We start from the raw sequence: 16300 nt of genomic DNA on the forward strand, positions 1-16300 counted from the left end.
CTTTGCGAAGAGATGGAGTGAATGGTGACATGGACTGGTATTGCCCGACGTGAACATAGCCGGGAAGGAATGCGATATCCATCGGATACGACGGACGAGGAGTGGGCTCTGATCATGCCATTTATACCCCCGGCGAAACGGGGTGGTCGCCCCCGCACGACGGATATGCGCGAGGTGGTCAACGCGATGCTCTACATAGCCTCGGCCGGGTGTGCGTGGCGTTTGCTGCCGAAATGCTTTCCGCCGGTCTCAACCGTCAGGCGCTATTTTTACGCCTGGCGTGATGCCGGATTGTTCGAAGTCATGAATACGGTCCTGGTCATGAGCCTGCGCGAGATTGAGGGGCGTGAAGCCTCTCCAAGCGCGGGCGTGATTGATAGCCAGTCGGTAAAAACCACGGAAAGCGGCGGGCTTTCGGGCTATGACGCGGGTAAGAAGGTCAAGGGCCGCAAGCGCCATATCGTGACGGACACCTGCGGCTTCCTGATCTTTCTCCTCGTTCATGCCGCCGACATCCAGGACCGTGATGGGGCGGTTGATGTTCTGGCGGCAATACGCAGGCGCTTTCCCTGGCTGCGCCACATCTTTGCTGATGGCGGCTATGCTGGCAACAAATTGCGATCCGCGCTCGCCTCCATGGGAAAATGGACGGTCGAAATCATCAGGCGGTCCGATACGGCGAAGGGCTTTCAGATCCTGCCGCGCCGCTGGGTGGTTGAACGGACATTCGCCTGGCTGGGACGGTGCAGGCGGCTCGCCAAAGATTGGGAAAAGTCCATTGCTTCCTCAACCGCATGGACATTGATCGCCTCGATCCGCATGCTCACACGACGGACAGCAAGGCATTGTCAAGCTTGAAAAACTTTCGGATCGGGCTCTCAGTGCGACATTATCTTCTCTTCGTTGCCTAACGACGCTGCTCTCTCTTCTGTGACCGAAGGCCATTCCGGCCTGATCACCGTCATGAAGAAAGGGGCTGTTCACGTCTCGACGAGCACGGTCAGTCCCACGATCGCAAGGCATCTGGCGGGCCTGCATCAAAGTAGTGGTCAGGGTTACGTTGCCTCTCCCGTGCTTGGCAATCCTGACCTCGCGAAGGCGCGGAAAGTGTTCTTCATGGTCGCAGGCCCTGCCGATCACGTCGCCTCGGCAGTTCCTGTCATACAAAACCTGGGTCAGCATATCTTCCTGATGGGGGATGACCCTGGTCATGCCAACCTGATGAAATTGGCTGCAAACGTGATGATTGCAACTACTTTGGAAAGCATGGGAGAAACCCTGGCACTTCTCCGCAAGGGCGGCATTTCCGCTGAACTCGGTTTCGACGTTCTGACGAACTCACTTTTTGATTCGAAAGTCCATAAGGCCTACGGCGGAAAAATCCTGCACGAACGCTACCGTCCCGCCGGAATGGTCGTACCGCTGGCGCTCAAGGATATGCGCCTCGCCTTAACCGAGGCCGAACACGCCACAACCCCCATGCCTTTTGCAAGCCTCGTGCGAGACCGCATGGTCGCAATGATGGCACGAGGTTGGGAAACGCTCGATTGGTCAGCCCTGGGGCTCCTTGCGTCCCGGGACGCCGGGCTGCCTTCAGATCCCGGACTTTCTGACCTCTTCTAGTAGTTACAGATTCTAGTTACAGACGGCCAACTTCCAGCCGTAACTTGCCCGAAAGGAAATAATTTGATGCCTACTCAAAACCAGAATGATCCGCTGAGCAGCCCGGCCCGTCGCTCCATCCTCGCGCTTGGCGGCGGCGTCGCGGCAGTCGGACTGGCAGCATCTACACTCAATACAGCTTCAGCATCCGAACGCCCGGTCGCGGAACCGGTCAGCGGGCTCTACCCTGTCCCGCCGCCTGAAAAAACGGCAGGGCCGATAAAACCGGCTCGCGGCACAAACCTGACCGGCAAAGTTGCCGTCGTTACAGGCGCAGCTCGCGGTATAGGTCGCGCCATCGCAGTTGAGTTCGCAGCCAATGGCGCAGACGTCATCGCACTGGATATCGCGGGGCCAGTGAGCCCGACAGCCGATGCTGCCCCCGCAACAAAAACCGAACTGGAGGAAACGGTAGCGCAGATTCGCGCTTATGGGCGCCGGGGCGAGGCGATCGTTGCCGACATTCGTAAGATCAAGCAACTCCGCTCGGCGGCCGACCATATTGAACGGACCTACGGAAAAATCGACTGCGTCGTCGCGAATGCGGCTATCCAGGGGTGGAAACCCCTGCTTGAAATGGCTGACAACGACTGGGAGGATCAAATCCAGAACAACCTTACCGGTACGGCCAATACCGTGCGTGCGTTCGCACCAAAAATGGTGGCACGGAAATATGGACGACTGATTCTTCTTTCTTCCATGCAAGGCCGGATGGGCACGATGAGCGGTGCATCCTACTCGGCGTCTAAGTGGGGTATCCTTGGCCTGATGAAGTCGGCGGCACTGGAGCTTGGGCGTTACAATATAACATGCAATGCTATTCTTCCGGGCCTGGTTGGAACTGCGCTCACTTATAACGAACAAAGATTCCGGGCCGCGATAGCGCAGTCAAATAAGGCAGTTTCGCCGTATCCTACCGCTCAGGAAACGTGGGACGCCCGTGCGCCGACCGTTCCCCTTGGCGTAGGCTGGCTCCAGCCTGAAGATATCTCGCCTATGGCCGTATTTTTGGCATCGGACGCAGCCGCACTTGTGACCGGCGCAGAAATGGCAGTTACCGGGGGAGACGCTGCAAAAGTAAGCTAGTGCAGACCGGCTGGGCGGTTCCGAGTATTGGGTGCCGCCCATTAATACCCATCTCACCCGAGAGAGTCTTTAAGTTGGCGCGCCATGAAATTGATGAAACTTTTTACTTTCGGCGCAACAACTTTCTTGGGGGGATAAACTGCCCAGATGGCCCGTTCCGCTCCCGGGGCTAGAACCCACTCGAATTGCTCGAGAACCCGTACGAGTTTTCCTGCTTTTATGTCTTCCCCAATCAGCCAGCTTGGCAAAAGTGCCAGACCAATCTCGCTCAAAGTCGCTTCAAGAAGAGCTTCGGAATCATTTGCTTTCACAGCCCCGCTCACGGACAGCTTTTCGAACTGAGCCTCTGGCTTGCCACAAGGCCTAAAATACCATGCACTTCCTGCCTGGACGGTAAAAAACAGGCAACTATGATTTGTCAGATCCCCAGGACAGACAGGCAAACCTGCGCGTTTTATATAACTAGGGGCAGCGACAAGAATGCGTGACTGACCAGCCAGCCGCTTTGCGACAAGGGTAGAATCAGGGAGCGCACCAATACGGATCGCAACATCGGTACCGCTTTCTATTAGATCAACCGTGGCATCCGTTAATGTTGCGTCAATGCGGATTTCCGGGAACGATGTCAGAAAGGCCGACATATGTGGCATCACATGCCGTCGGCCGAAAGCGGCAGGGACATTTATGCGTAATATGCCTCGCGGCGAAGAATTGTGTAAGGTTACTTCTTCGCGGGCGATATCCAGGTCACCAAGGATACGACTGGCCCGTTCCTGCAACAAGGCGCCGGCCTCGGTCAGATGGAGACCACGTGTCGTACGATTGAATAACGCGACGTCGAGGTCCGCCTCCAGCCGGGAAATATGGCGTGATACCGTGGATACCTCCATGCCCTGTTCAGCGGCGACCCCCGAGAAGCTCCCAATCTGGGCAGACCGAAGGAAGACCCGCAACGCAGTAAAATAGTCCACAACCCGCTTCCCCAAGAGATAACAGGTTCTTTCATATCGACATATAAGGGGGCCTTACAATCACGTGTCCCCAAAATGGAGAGCAAGGATAACAAAATCAGCATTTTACTGCCATAGCGACGGAACCTGCCAGAGGCGTTTGACGCTTACCTGAATAGTCTGTTGCAACACCGAACACCATAGCGCCCGTCGTGTGAAAAATACGCGGGATGGTCGAGAACTGCTCATGGCACGATGGGACATGCCCACTCGGCCGGGATACCTGAAAGGTCACAGGGGAGAACGGGACGTGACCAATATCCGCAATCCCGCATTGACCTGATGGAAGCGTTGTGAAGATGTGGCGCATCATGGCTTGGTGCCGCTCACGGCCTTTCCCGAACCGGAGCGCCTGCCGGATGGGACCAGGAGACCCGTCTGATTTGTTCGTAGCGACGGCGCACCTCGCGCTCTTTTCGCAGAAACGGGTGTTGGTGGACGTTAGTGCGTAAGGACGAAGGCTCCCATAGCAAGCAGCTAGTTACCTGAATCTGAAGTTCGGCTCATTGTCTTGTGACAAAAGCGTTTCACTGAGGCGAGAATCTGGTCGGCTGATTTGACCCACCGATACGGCCTTGGATTTTCGTTATGTGCGTCGATAAAAGTTGTGATGTCGGCTTCGAGTGCGGTTGTTAACCGATGCACGCCGCGTTGGAGTTGCTTGCGCGTCAGTTCGGCGAACCAGCGCTCTACCTGATTGATCCAGGAAGCCGAGGTGGGCGGCGTGCGAGCCACGTCTTGATCATGGACGTTTTATGCGTGGCGTAATTGTCCATCACAAGATGAACATCCAGGTCACCAGGGATCTCAGCGTCGATACATTTCAGGAAGTCCAGAAATTCCGTGGTACGATGACGTTTATAGCATTTGCCGATCACCGCACCTGTTGCGATGTCGAGGGCTGCAAACAGCGACGTCGTACCGTTCCGGAGATAGGTATGGGTACGTCGTTCCGGCACGCCCGGTACCATGGGCAGGACGGGCTGTTCGCGGTCCAGCGCCTGGATCTGGGATTTCTCGTCGACACACAGCACGATCGCACGGTTCGGCGGCGACATGTAAAGGCCGACAATATCCCGAACCTTGTCGACAAATAGCGGGTCCGTCGACAGTTTGAAGGTTTCGGCCCGATGCGGTTGCAGGCCGAAGGCGCTCCAGATCCGGCGGATGGTCGTATGCGACAGGCGGATCTCGGCAGCCATGGAACGGATCGACCAGTGCGTCGCGTCTTTGGGCGTTGTGTTCAGCGTGCGCTCGATAACCTGCGTAACTTGCGCATCCGACACCGTGCGGGGCCGGCCGGCCCGATATTCGTCGGTCAGGCCTTCGATGCCATCTTCGACAAACCGCCGCCGCCATTTGCCGACGGTGTGCTCATGCACTCCCAGGCGTGCAGCAACTTCCTTGCTCTGCAAGCCTTCGGCACAGAGCAGAAACATCCGGCAGCGATCCGACAACGACCGTGGTGCCTTGTGACGCTGGACTTGCCCTTCAAGAAACGTCCGCGCCTGCGGACTCAGCGCCACCTGACCTGCCTGTCGTCCTGCCATCGTTATGCTCCCGTCAGTGCGACAGGAATATCATATAAGGATGCTTATTTCAGTTCCAGGTGACTAGACTCAGGACCTATTAATTTATTGAACTGAGCGAGAGGTTGTGATTCACAGGCTTACCGATGGAGGTGAGGCTATGAGTGACGTGTTTTTGCTGTCTGAGAGCCAGATGGAGCGGATTGAGCCATTTTTTCCTCTGGTGCACGGAGTGCCACGCGTGAATGACCGTCGTGTTCTGAGTGGGATCGTTTATGTGATCCGCAACGGCCTTCAGTGGAAAGACGCCCCGAAAGCGTATGGTCTGCACAAGGCTTTGTATAATCGCTTCATCCGGTGGAGCCGCCTGGGTGTCTTTGAGCGGATCTTCGTCGCCCTGACAGAACAGGCTGGCCGTTCGAAGCGCCTGATGATCGATGCGACACATCTCAAGGCGCACCGGACATCGGCGTCCCTGCTCAAAAAAGGGCTTTTCCCCGCCATATCGGGCGGACAAAAGGTGGACTGAACTCAAAACTCCATGCCGTGTGCGATGGTCAGGGTCGGCCTGTTCGCCTGCATCTGACAGCAGGTCAGGTCAGTGACTTCAAGGGCGCAGACGTGCTGCTGGCAGATCTCTCCGACGAGACAGAAGAAGTCATCGGGGACAGAGGCTATGACAGCAACCGGATCAGGTTATCGCTTGCAGAACGGAATATCACTGCCTGCATTCCCCCGAAAAAGAACCGGAAATCAAAGCCGCCTTACAACTGGCATCTGTATAAAAAGCGCCATCTGATCGAAAACATGTTCGCAAGGCTGAAAGACTGGCGACGTGTTGCAACCAGATACGATCGCTGCGCTCATACATTCATGTCTGCAATCCACATCGCAGCAAGCTTCATCTTCTATCTCAAAGAATGAGTCCTGAGCCTAGTCACCTGGAACTGAAATAAGCATCATTATATGATATTCCTGTCGCACTGACGGGAGCAGAACGATGGCGGGACGACAGGCAGGTCAGGTAGTACTGCGTCCGCAGGCGCGGACGTTTCTTGAAGGGCAGGTCCGGCGTCACAAGGCGCCGCGGTCATTGTCGGATCGCTGCCGGATGGTTCTGCTCTGCGCCGAAGGCTTGCAGAGCAAGGAAGTCGCTGCACGCCTGGGGGTACATGAGCACACCGTCGGCAAATGGCGGCGGCGGTTTGTCGAAGATGGCATTGAAGGCCTGACCGACGAATATCGTGCCGGCCGGCCCCGCACGGTGTCGGACGCGCAGGTTACGCAGGTCATCGAGCGCACGCTGAACACAACGCCCAAAGACGCGACGCACTGGTCGATCCGTTCCATGGCTGCCGAGATCGGCCTGTCGCATACGACCATCCGCCGGATCTGGAGCGCCTTCGGTCTGCAGCCGCATCGGGCCGAAACCTTCAAACTGTCGACGGACCCGCTATTTGTCGACAAGGTTCGGGATATTGTCGGTCTTTACATGTCGCCACCGAACCGTGCGATCGTGCTGTGCGTCGACGAGAAATCCCAGATCCAGGCGCTGGACCGCGAACAGCCAGTCCTGCCTATGGCACCGGGCGTGCCGGAACGACGTACCCATACCTATCTCCGGAACGGCACGACGTCGCTGTTTGCAGCCCTCGACATCGCAACAGGTGCGGTGATCGGCAAATGCTACAAACGTCATCGTACCACGGAATTTCTGGACTTCCTGAAATGTATCGACGCTGAGATCCCTGCTGGCCTGGATGTTCATCTCGTGATGGACAACTACGCCACGCATAAAACGACCACGATCAAGACATGGCTCGCACGCCGCCCGCATTGGCATGTTCACTTCACACCCACCTCGGCTTCCTGGATCAATCAGGTAGAGCGCTGGTTCGCCGAACTGACGCGCAAGCAACTCCAACGCGGCGTGCATCGGTCAACAACTGAACTCGAAGCCGACATCACAACTTTTATCGACGCACATAACGAAAATCCCAAGCCGTATCGGTGGGTCAAATCAGCCGACCAGATCCTCGCCTCGGTGAAGCGCTTTTGTCACAAGACAATGAACCGAACTTCAGATTCAGGTGACTAGGACTGGCGCATCGGCATCCTGAACTTGATCTCAGCCTGTCATTTACGGATCGCCATCCCGATCTCGTGGCAGAAGGTATCGATATGGCCGTCCGGCTGGGATATCCCGGCAACAGCGCTACGCTGAGCGGTCGCAGGCTGGCCACGCAGCAACCCTTTTTGTATGCATCGCCTGACTATCTTGATCGCAGGGGAACCCCCGAGACCGTTGGCGATCTTGCCCGGCACGACTGCCTTCTGTTTGTAATCATCCGGCGAGAGACGCGGGCGTATTCAGGCGGCGATGGTATTGTGGACCTGCTGGTGGGCTTTCCAGTGCCAGGGCAGGAGTTCATGGAGGCGTGGATTGGGAATGTCATTGATCCGTGCCAGGACATCAGCGAGCCATGCATGGGGATCGACATCGTTCAGGCGCGCGGTGACGATCAGGGAATACATGGCGGCGGCGCGCTCTCCGCCACGATCGGACCCGGCGAACAACCAGGCTTTCCTGCCCAGGGCGATGCCGCGCAGGGCGCGTTCTGCTGCATTGTTTGAGAGGCAGATCCGGCCGTCAGTGAGGAATCGTGTGAATGTATCGGCACGTCTGAGAAAATAGTTCATGGCGTGGGCAACGGGATTTTTGGTCGACATGCGCCGGCAACACTCCCGCATCCAGTCGAACAGATCGTCGACCAGAGGGGCTATGTCTGTTTGACGGACTGCCAGCCGATGTTCTGGGGGCGTACCGTTGATGGTGCGCTCGGCTTGGAATATGGCGTCGATCCTGCCTACTGCCTCTATGGCGAGGGGCGCCTTGTCCCTCTCGGCGATTTTGAACAGCCCTCTGCGTCCGTGGGCCCAGCATCCGGCGGAGACAACCGGCGCGGGTTGGCGTCCCGGTTTCGCCAGAGTATTATAACCCGCATAGGCGTCTGACTGCAGAATGCCGGTCCAGCCGGTGAGATGGTCCGTGGGATGTTCGCCCTTGCGGTCCCGGGAATACCGGAACCAGACGGCTGGCGGTGCTGGCCCACCAAATGGACCATCATCACGCACATAATTCCACAATCGTCCGGTGACTGTCCGGCCTTTCGCCAGAACCGGCACGGTGGTGTCGTCCGCGTGCAGGCGTTGTGCCGCCAGCACATGCGCCCGGATCAGCGTAGTCAGGGGGGCCAGCGTCGCGGTGCAGGCTCCCACCCAGTCAGCCAGCGTTGATGTGTCGAGATCGATCCCTTCGCGGGCAAAGGCATCGCTCTGGCGGTTCAGAGGCAGATGCTGCAGGAACTTGTCGCACAGGATGGTCGACAGCAGCCATGGGCCGGCGCGTCCGCGCGCGATCGGATGGAAGGGGGCGGGTGGCTGGGTGATGCTCTCGCAGTCCCGGCAGGTGAACTTCTCCCGCACCGTCTGTATGACCTTATGTGGACGGCCGGTTCGATGCAATGGATCACATTTGTTATCTCTCTGCGTTTCCCTAAATCTTGTTTTCTCGGTGGAATGCATCGCTGCTCGCAGGATGCGGGGATCCGGTCAGGTGCGCCCTTATGTCCGGCCTATTTGTGCGACGTTCTTCGCTGGCCATTATGGGTGTGCGCTTGCGTGTCAGGCACCAATCTTGAAAACGTGCTCGATGGCACATGTCATACAACGGTATCGCCTGAACTGTTCCTGAATTACAGTCTTCCCATCACGCTGGTCAGTGCATTCTGCCGGATCTACCGGGGCGAACCCCGGCATCCATCGTCTTGGCAGCGCATGTCAGATTACAGCGACATTGCGGCCGGCCGGACGATAGATCTCTTTGCGCGACAGCAGAGCCCAGACGATCCGGGCCAGTTTGTTGGCAAGTGCGACGGTTGCAAGACGTGTTGGGCGACGCTCCAGAAGCTTGCAAAGCCATGCCCCTGCGGCGCCTGTCCATTTCTGCGCGCGGAAGGACATGGATGTCGCCCCCAGAACGAGCAGCTTCCTTATTTCCCGGTTGCCCGTTTTCGTAATCCTGCCCAGCCGGACCTTTCCGCCGGACGAGTGCTGGCGCGGCACAAGTCCAAGCCAGGCCGCGAAGTGCCGCGCACTTTCGAAAGTGTCGATATCCGTGACAGATGCCACGATCAAGGACGCGGTCATCGGGCCGATGCCGGGTATTGTCAAAAGACGACGGGCATCTTCGTCCTGCCTGGCGTGCGCCTGGATTCGCCTTTCCAGGCATCCGATGCTTTCACTCAACTTTCCATATTGTTCGAAGAGCAAAATGACGGTCTGCTTCATGACGTCGGGCAAACCGGGTGATGTCTCGATTTTCGCCAGAAGATCGGGCAGGCGACTGTTTCCCAACGGCACGATCAAGCCGAATTCCGCTGCGAGCGCGCGCAACGCATTGACCAGCATCGTCTGCTGTTTGACCAATAGTGTGCGCGTTGAGTGTAACGAGAGCAGACTTTGCTGTTCTTCGTTTTTGATCGGGACGAAGCGCGTGTCGGGATGGAGTGCCGCAAGACAGATGGCTGCGGCGTCAACAGCGTCGTTTTTCTTGCCACGTTTGACGAACGGCTTGACCATGTCCGGCGGAATAAGTTTCACGTCATGACCCGCATCGCGGATGACGCGCGCCCAATGATGCGATGTGCCGCAAGCTTCGAGCACGACCTGACACCGCTCGAGTTTCCCGAAGAATGAGGCAACCTCGCTGCGCCCGAGCTTTCGCTTGAGAAGACATTTTCCGTTTGCATCTGTGCCGTGCGCCTGAAAAACGGACTTGGCGATATCCAGGCCGATCATGGTAATTTTCATCCGGGCGGTCTCCTCTGAATGGTCATTCCGACCCCAGCATGGCACATTGATGCCGCATGGGGGCCGTCCACCCCATCTTGAACTGGCGCGGGATCACCTCCAGCGTCTCGGTGACGCTCTCCCCCAGTTTGCTCAGACGATCGCTGCCACAGCACGGACACTGTGTCGGTGCGGGGATGACGACCCGCTCGCGCGGCAGATCGGCACGCAGGGGCTGGCGCCCCCGGTTGCTCCTGGGTGCTGTCGCGCGGACGGCGGGATCCGCCGCATTTTCGGGCGCGTCCTCGGCGAGTGTCGTCTCCAGCTCTTCCAGTTCGAGTTCGAGCTGGGCCAGCAGGCGGCGCCCCCGCTCCGACGAGGCGCCGAAACGGTCCTGGCGCATCCGCGCGATAAGATGTTTGAGATGGGCAATCTGCGCTTCGGCGCTGGCCGCGCGCGATTCTGCATCAGTGGCCCGGAGTTCGGCGACCTGGGCACGCGCCTCGGCAGCGGCAAGTGCTGCGCGCAAGGCGATGATGTCGTCCGTATCTCCCGTCATGAAGGCAGTTGATCACATGGGCGCTCAAAAGGGTACCAGTATATGCTGACCTGGCGCAGTTTTTATTATCCCGCCAGTTCAGGTCTCCATGTTTTCTGCGGATTGCGCCAGTCCACACCCTCCAGCAGACAAGTCAATTGTGACGGGGAGAGATGGATCGCTCCGTCCTTTGCCGAAGGCCACAGGAAATGCCCGCGCTCGATCCGCTTCGCATATAAGGAAAGGCCGATCCCATCGTGCCAGATCAGTTTCACCAGGTCGCCGCGTCGGCCCCTCACATGAGGAGTTTCACGTCAATGGCCACTTTCACTGCGAGATCATTTTTTCTTCTCCGTGTTTTGGATCCATGGTCTGAGCCTGTTTAACGACTACCGGCGCGATGCCGCACCTGTAGAACCTCACATCCGGTCGCCGCTCGCGCGCGGCAGCACCACTATCCCGCATTCGGGGCAAAGGCTCAGGAGAACGGGACCATTCTGAAAGGTCGGCATTGCAAGCCATGGGGCCGATCGGTCCGTTCACCTGGATCCACAGGACTGATCAGGTCCTGGGGATGGGGTTTATGTCTGTGGTGTTTCCATCAGCGGGACGCCGGATGCGCGCCATCGATAACGACACCACTCGTGACATATTTCCAGAGCGCAACAAGAAGCTTGCGGGCCAGGGCAACGATCGCCGTTTTGCGGCTCCGGTTACTTCTTGCGCCCACGTGTTCATGGAACCACTGCGCCAGCGCGGTGTCAGGCTGGTAGCGGAGCCACAGCCAGGCAAGCTGGATCATGGCCGTGCGCAGGCGCGGATTACCGGATTTCGAGACGCCTTGTTCACGGTCGATCGATCCGCTTTTCCACGGCGAAGGCGCCAGACCGGCATAAGCCGCGACCTGCCGCCTGTTGTCGAAATGCCGGAACAGTCCTTCCTGCGTCAGAACGGTGGCAAACTCGGCGCCAATCCCTCTGAGACCCTGCAACAGGACAACTGGCGAACATTGATTGTTGTCATTCACTTTTGCCAATTCGTCCCGTTCGCTCTCAACCATTTTAATCTGTTCCATGAGAAGTTCGATGCGGTCCAGTTCTCGTCCGATCTGCGCCTTGAGATGCTTCGGCAAGGGATGACCATCGCCCGTTCGCAACTCGTCGAGACAGGCACGCCGATCCCGTCGCAGCGGCCGGTAACCTCGAATGCCCTGGCTCAGCAGCAGGCCCTGGACGCGGTTGATATGCCGCGTGCGCTCGCCCACCAGAACCTTACGCTCCCGACTGAGACGTCGGCGGTCTTCCTCTTCCCGTGATGGAGGGCGGACCATTGAGCAGACCCGTGCCTCTCCGCGTTTGAACGCCAGCAGCGTACGGACCAGCATCTCCCCGTCGATACGATCCGTCTTTGCACGCCGGTGCTTGCGGGGAACTGCGATCGACGCCGCATCGACGACATGGCTCTCGATCCAGTCCTCCTGCTTCAAGGCTCTATCGATCCAGAATCCATCCAATCCGGCTTCCTGAATCACCACAAGCGGAAAAAGTCTTCCTTCCCGAGCGCGGGCCTTGTCACGAAGACTAGTGAAACAGCCGAACAGGCCCGCAATATCGCCACCTTGAACCGAGTGGCGCGACATCTTCTCGCTTCCGGGTGAGAGCGATGTGACCAGCCAACTCGATTTTCCAAGTTCCAGTGAAACGAAGATCGCGCCAAGATCAACGCGGATAGCGACCGGGGTCGTGGGATGATCAGATGCCTCGAGCATGGTTCTGCCCTCCAGAGAGTTTCAGCAAGCACACTCTGACACGGCGCGGCTCGCTATCCACTCCTCATGGAATCTGAAGGCATAGACGTCACCCGCGAAAGGGTCACGACCCAGTGCTTCCTGGACCTTCAACGCCAGCCCGGGCATCCCCAGGCGCATATCGGTTACACCGGCCGCCAGCCATATCCTCAGCGTGGAAGGAAGCGGGATCATGACCGCAGTGCGCCCACAATCTCACGCAGACGATCAGCGGACAGCCCTGTGTCGAACTCCAGCCGCACACCGTCCGGAAAGACCAGGCTGACGGCTCGGCCGGACAGCGTTCCCTGTTCTCTCCGACGCTCCAATGGCGGCGGCTCGGGGACCGGGGCCACCATGACAGGTATGAACGATGTCCCGCCTTTGGCCTGCGCTTTGGCCCGAGCCTCTCGCCGCCAGCGAAACACCAGACTTGGATGGATCCCATACTGTGCAGCCACCTCCCTTATGGGGCGTCGGCTCTCGTAGGACGCGATGACCACTCGCGCGCGAAATTCAGGGGCGTGCCAGCGGCGGCGATCCGAAACGATCTCGATCCGCGAGGCGCCCGCCAGCCTGTCCCGCTCGCCTGTCTCTCTACCGCTCCTTTGGAGCCTCTCTGCGGTACTACCTGCGACACTCGCAGGTAGTACCGTGTCCCTATCTCTTAAATCGCTCATGCTTCATAGCTGAACCAGACCAGAAGTATTCAGCAAGGCGTCAGTCGCCGGAAGCTTACTTCTGTTTGCCCGTCACGGCCAGTTGCTGCCCTGGCATCTGACGGACGCCAGCATAGGCCTGCTGCAGGCGGTTACATCCCGCCCCCGTCACGTCATCAGTCATGGCGACGGTCCGCGACGCAGCGTTAGCGGGAAGCGGCCTTACGTGGCTTGCAACATGGCTGGTTGAGCCAGATCTGCAGGTCGGACGGCTCAGCGCCATTCTTATTCCCAGCGCGCTGCAGAAGTTGAACGTCCATGTCCTGTGGCCGAAATCCCGAACGCTCTCCCCCCGGATACGGGCAAGCGTGGATGCGCTGGTCAGAACATTTCAGCCGATCCCCCCACGGGATCAACTCTGATCACCGGGAATGTTCACCAGGATTTTCCCTTTCAGCTTCCCTTGCATAAAAGATGACAGATCACGTGGCAGATCCTCAAAGGAAGTCACGGTCGCGGGCTGAAGATCCAGAGCGCCGATCCGAACGGCTTCCAGCAACTCCGTTCCCGCGCTGCGCCAGTCGCGCCAGTCTGCTGCTGTTCCGTAATTATGAATGGAATTAAGTGCAACTTCATGAAGGGACACTGCTGTCGTGAACGCCGGAAGCGGTGCGGTTTCAATCCGGTCCTGGATACAGACCAGATGGCCATTATAGCCAATCAGGTCGGCCAGCGTACGGGCATAGCTCCCGCTGGTGGTGTCGAACGCCGCAAACAGGCGCCGTGGACCAAGTGCCGCAGCAAGCTTTGTGCGCCATGAGGCGTCGCGGTAATCGAAGGCGCCGCTTATCCCCAGTCCCAGCAAATGGTCATGGTGAGCAGGCCCTGCCGTCACCCAGACGCGCCAGCCCCGTCTGACCGCTAGTTGCGCGAGAATAAGCGACACCGATCCTCCTGCGCCCGTCACCAGAACATCGCGATCCAGTAGTGCAGGCACCTTCCAGATCGCCTGCCATGCCGTGAGGCCAGGACACGGCACACTGGCGGCCTGCGCCTCACTCAGTCCATCCGGCACCGGCAGGACGCTGCCTGCCTTCAGCACGGTACGTTGCGCGAAACTTCCGTCCCTTCCCAGCCCCTGATGATAGGCCACACGCAGTCCGACAGGCAGGGTGACGCCAGCCCCGACCGCGACAATCCGGCCTACGCCGTACATACCGGGCACATGGCCGGACTTCCAGGTAGGGTGCCCATGCCGGATGATTTTCCAGTCGACGGGATTGAAAGCTGCCATGGTATTGGCAACGATGATCTCACCAGCGGCTACCGGTTCAATCTGTTTCTCCACACGCTGCAATCGATCTGGATCTCCGGGTCCGTCCCAGACCCAGGCATCGTAGCGACCAGATTGGCTTTCTGTATCCGTCATGCTTTCCATCCATTCTTTACCCTGTGATCGGAAACTACGGTGTGCTTTCTTACCTACAGGCTAGAGCGGTCCAGATGACCATATTCCCTGACTCTATCCTTCCTCATCTCACATTTTCTGAACTGATGGGCCTTTTACTCTAAGAGCAGGTTACGCACGGGCACTCTACCGGCCATACGCTGATAGCCTTCCGGAACGGGATAGTGCTGGTCGCCGCTGTCACACACAGAACGCAGTCGTAGAGGATGCGTGGGCCCCGCAGCAGGCGCTCGAAATCCACAACGGCATCGAAGGCCTAGCAGCCTGTCGGGTTGGGCATTTTGCGGCTGATAACGCCGAGGCTGACCCGGCTTATGCTGCCTGAAGCCGTGCCATTCTTTTGCAGTTGTATGCGAGAGCGACGAGGGTCCATTCAGTCGTGACTTTTGCAAGGCCACGCAGACTGAATCTTCTGAAGCCCATGATGCTTTTGATAATTCCAAAGACCGGTTCAACGGTCTGTTTTCGTAGTCTGTAAATATTTCCGGCTTTTGTGGTTTCCAGTTTTTTCTTCATGGCAAGCCGCCAGGGTTCGGTGATCCGGCGCGGTTCCCTGTCTTCAGGAGGTGGCCGGAAGTCATAAGGCCTGCGGGCGCAGGGCCGTCCGATGGCGACCAGCGGATCGATGCCTTTTTTCCGCAGGTCCCGGACCGCCTGCCCGCTGGCGTAACCGGTGTCGGCGAGCACTGTCTTTGGGAGACCGATCGTGTGTTCCATCGACAGCACGGTGCTGGCAAAGGATGGCGCGTCCGCTGACGTGGCGACAACGTCGGTTGTCACGATCAGCTGACTGCCTTCGGCGCAGACCACGGCCTGGGCATTGTAAGCCTGCCGGAACTCGTGGGCGTCCGAACGCCGCATGAGGCGGCTGTCGGGATCGGTCAGACTGATCTGCCGGTCGGGTGGCGGTTCATCATCCGGCGGTTTCGGCGCCCTGCCACGACGCCCTGTTTTCGCATCATAAGCGGCTTTCTTCTTCTCGTATGCCGGTCGCGCCGCCTCGGCCTGCGCTTTCGCATCTGCTTCCAGCCGGGCGCAGGCTTCGTCCAGCTTCGCTTTCAGTGTTTCCCGTCGGGCAAGCTCTTCTGGCAGGGCCTGCGGATCTCTGTCTGTGGCATCTGCGTGCTCCGCCTGGTCCATCAGTTTCGCGATATCCACCGCCAGCTGTTCGCGCAGTGCCCTGATCCGGTCGTAGCGCAGGGAACGGTATTTCGAAGCGTCGGCATCAATTTTCGTGCCGTCAATCGATACGACACCCAGACGCAGCAGACCCGTCTCGCGCGCCAGAAGCAGGACCTGCGCAAATGCAGCTTCAATGGCTGTCCGGTTCGTCCGGCGGAAGGTCGCAATCGTATCATGATCCGGATGCAGGTTCGCCGCCACGAAGCGTACCCCGATGTCGCGATATGTCGCCCGCTCGATCCGGCGTGAGGAAAACAACCCGTTCGCATAGCTGAAGATCAGAAGGGCCAGCATCAGGCGCGGATGATACTGCGCCTTGCCTCCCGTGCGCACTGGCACGCAGAACGCACTCATCGGAACCCGCTCAACAGCTGCGACAATGAAATGCGCCATATCGTCAGCCGGAAGCCACGACGTCAGATCAGGCGGCAGAAGATACGGCTGGGATCGGTCAAACGGGATGAAGCGGCTCATCGCGACACTCTACAGCCTTACCCCTTCACAGGGTACCCCAACCCGACAGGCTGCT

Annotated in this window: 15 protein-coding genes and 4 pseudogenes; 8 read left to right on the forward strand and 11 right to left on the reverse strand. The window is 58.5% G+C overall.

Translation table 11 applies throughout. The features are described 5' to 3' along the window. Positions 1-21 precede the first annotated feature (21 nt). The 3 genes from LDL32_RS08370 to LDL32_RS08380 all read left to right on the forward strand — a co-directional run bounded on the left by LDL32_RS08370 (position 22) and on the right by LDL32_RS08380 (position 2748). A complete protein-coding gene (locus tag LDL32_RS08370) occupies positions 22-858 on the forward strand; it encodes an IS5 family transposase (protein ID WP_233065100.1) in 837 nt (278 codons plus the stop codon). Positions 859-891: 33 nt separating this feature from the next. Next, positions 892-1623 carry an NAD(P)-dependent oxidoreductase gene (locus LDL32_RS18015; RefSeq protein WP_370636757.1) on the forward strand — a complete coding sequence of 244 codons (732 nt, stop codon included), beginning with the start codon at positions 892-894 and terminating at the stop codon, positions 1621-1623. A 66-nt stretch (positions 1624-1689) separates the two neighbouring features. Continuing rightward, positions 1690-2748, forward strand: a complete 1059-nt coding sequence (locus LDL32_RS08380; protein ID WP_233066011.1) for an SDR family NAD(P)-dependent oxidoreductase — start codon at positions 1690-1692, stop codon at positions 2746-2748. 53 nt (positions 2749-2801) lie between these two features. On the opposite strand, the gene LDL32_RS08385 is transcribed toward LDL32_RS08380, so the two are convergent. Further along, the gene (locus LDL32_RS08385) at positions 2802-3719 is read right to left on the reverse strand and encodes a LysR family transcriptional regulator (protein ID WP_232272527.1); all 918 of its coding nucleotides are present in this window, start codon (positions 3717-3719) and stop codon (positions 2802-2804) included. Positions 3720-3889: 170 nt separating this feature from the next. Between LDL32_RS08385 and LDL32_RS08390 the strand changes: the two are divergent. Continuing rightward, a pseudogene (locus tag LDL32_RS08390) lies at positions 3890-4211 on the forward strand (SOS response-associated peptidase); the annotation flags it as partial. A gap of 24 nt (positions 4212-4235) precedes the next feature. On the opposite strand, the pseudogene LDL32_RS08395 reads toward LDL32_RS08390, so the two are convergent. After that, positions 4236-5308: pseudogene (locus LDL32_RS08395) on the reverse strand (IS630 family transposase). A 139-nt stretch (positions 5309-5447) separates the two neighbouring features. Between LDL32_RS08395 and LDL32_RS08400 the strand changes: the two are divergent. The 3 genes and pseudogenes from LDL32_RS08400 to LDL32_RS18020 form a co-directional block, all read left to right on the forward strand. Then, positions 5448-6211, forward strand: a protein-coding gene (locus LDL32_RS08400; RefSeq protein ID WP_233066014.1) for an IS5 family transposase whose coding sequence is annotated in 2 segments (ribosomal slippage) — positions 5448-5781 and positions 5781-6211 — 765 coding nt in all. Because the reading frame shifts where the segments join, the coding sequence is not laid out codon by codon here. A gap of 76 nt (positions 6212-6287) precedes the next feature. Further along, a complete protein-coding gene (locus LDL32_RS08405; RefSeq protein ID WP_010518273.1) occupies positions 6288-7385 on the forward strand; it encodes an IS630 family transposase in 1098 nt (365 codons plus the stop codon). Between the two features lie 35 nt (positions 7386-7420). Beyond that, a pseudogene (locus LDL32_RS18020) lies at positions 7421-7567 on the forward strand (LysR family transcriptional regulator); the annotation flags it as partial. Positions 7568-7657: 90 nt separating this feature from the next. Here the strand turns inward: LDL32_RS18020 and tnpC are convergent. The 7 genes and pseudogenes from tnpC to tnpA all read right to left on the reverse strand — a co-directional run. Further along, positions 7658-8797, reverse strand: a pseudogene (gene tnpC / locus LDL32_RS08410) (IS66 family transposase); the annotation flags it as partial. A gap of 330 nt (positions 8798-9127) precedes the next feature. Further along, positions 9128-10159 carry an IS110 family transposase gene (locus LDL32_RS08415; protein WP_039998313.1) on the reverse strand — a complete coding sequence of 344 codons (1032 nt, stop codon included), beginning with the start codon at positions 10157-10159 and terminating at the stop codon, positions 9128-9130. A gap of 22 nt (positions 10160-10181) precedes the next feature. After that, entirely contained in the window at positions 10182-10697 is a 516-nt protein-coding gene (locus LDL32_RS08420; RefSeq protein WP_233066016.1) for an IS66 family transposase zinc-finger binding domain-containing protein, read from the reverse strand. Positions 10698-10762: 65 nt separating this feature from the next. Next, positions 10763-10975: an IS66 family insertion sequence element accessory protein TnpB gene (gene tnpB, locus LDL32_RS18025; RefSeq protein ID WP_007400694.1), complete on the reverse strand. Its 213-nt coding sequence runs from the start codon at positions 10973-10975 to the stop codon at positions 10763-10765. Between the two features lie 302 nt (positions 10976-11277). After that, on the reverse strand, positions 11278-12444 hold the full coding sequence (locus LDL32_RS08425; protein WP_051672012.1) for an IS110 family transposase: 1167 nt from the start codon (positions 12442-12444) through the stop codon (positions 11278-11280). 21 nt (positions 12445-12465) lie between these two features. Beyond that, positions 12466-12657 (reverse strand): IS66 family insertion sequence element accessory protein TnpB, encoded by a 192-nt coding sequence (gene tnpB, locus LDL32_RS18030; protein ID WP_083824534.1) that lies wholly within the window; start codon positions 12655-12657, stop codon positions 12466-12468. Then, positions 12654-13142, reverse strand: coding sequence for an IS66-like element accessory protein TnpA (gene tnpA / locus LDL32_RS08430; protein WP_233066019.1), 489 nt, complete (start codon positions 13140-13142; stop codon positions 12654-12656). The genes tnpB (LDL32_RS18030) and tnpA overlap by 4 nt, the downstream gene beginning before the upstream one ends. Before the next feature lie 161 nt (positions 13143-13303). On the opposite strand from tnpA, the gene LDL32_RS18035 reads away from it, so the two are divergent. Further along, complete coding sequence (locus tag LDL32_RS18035) at positions 13304-13543, forward strand: LysR substrate-binding domain-containing protein (protein ID WP_370636664.1); 240 nt, start codon at positions 13304-13306, stop codon at positions 13541-13543. Here the strand turns inward: LDL32_RS18035 and LDL32_RS08435 are convergent. After that, entirely contained in the window at positions 13534-14550 is a 1017-nt protein-coding gene (locus tag LDL32_RS08435) for a zinc-binding dehydrogenase (protein ID WP_233066022.1), read from the reverse strand. The genes LDL32_RS18035 and LDL32_RS08435 overlap by 10 nt on opposite strands. A 351-nt stretch (positions 14551-14901) precedes the next feature. Beyond that, positions 14902-16245: an IS1182 family transposase gene (locus tag LDL32_RS08440; protein ID WP_233063728.1), complete on the reverse strand. Its 1344-nt coding sequence runs from the start codon at positions 16243-16245 to the stop codon at positions 14902-14904. Positions 16246-16300 lie beyond the last annotated feature (55 nt).

Origin of the sequence: Komagataeibacter sp. FNDCF1, assembly GCF_021295335.1 — a bacterium.
GTDB lineage: Bacteria > Pseudomonadota > Alphaproteobacteria > Acetobacterales > Acetobacteraceae > Komagataeibacter.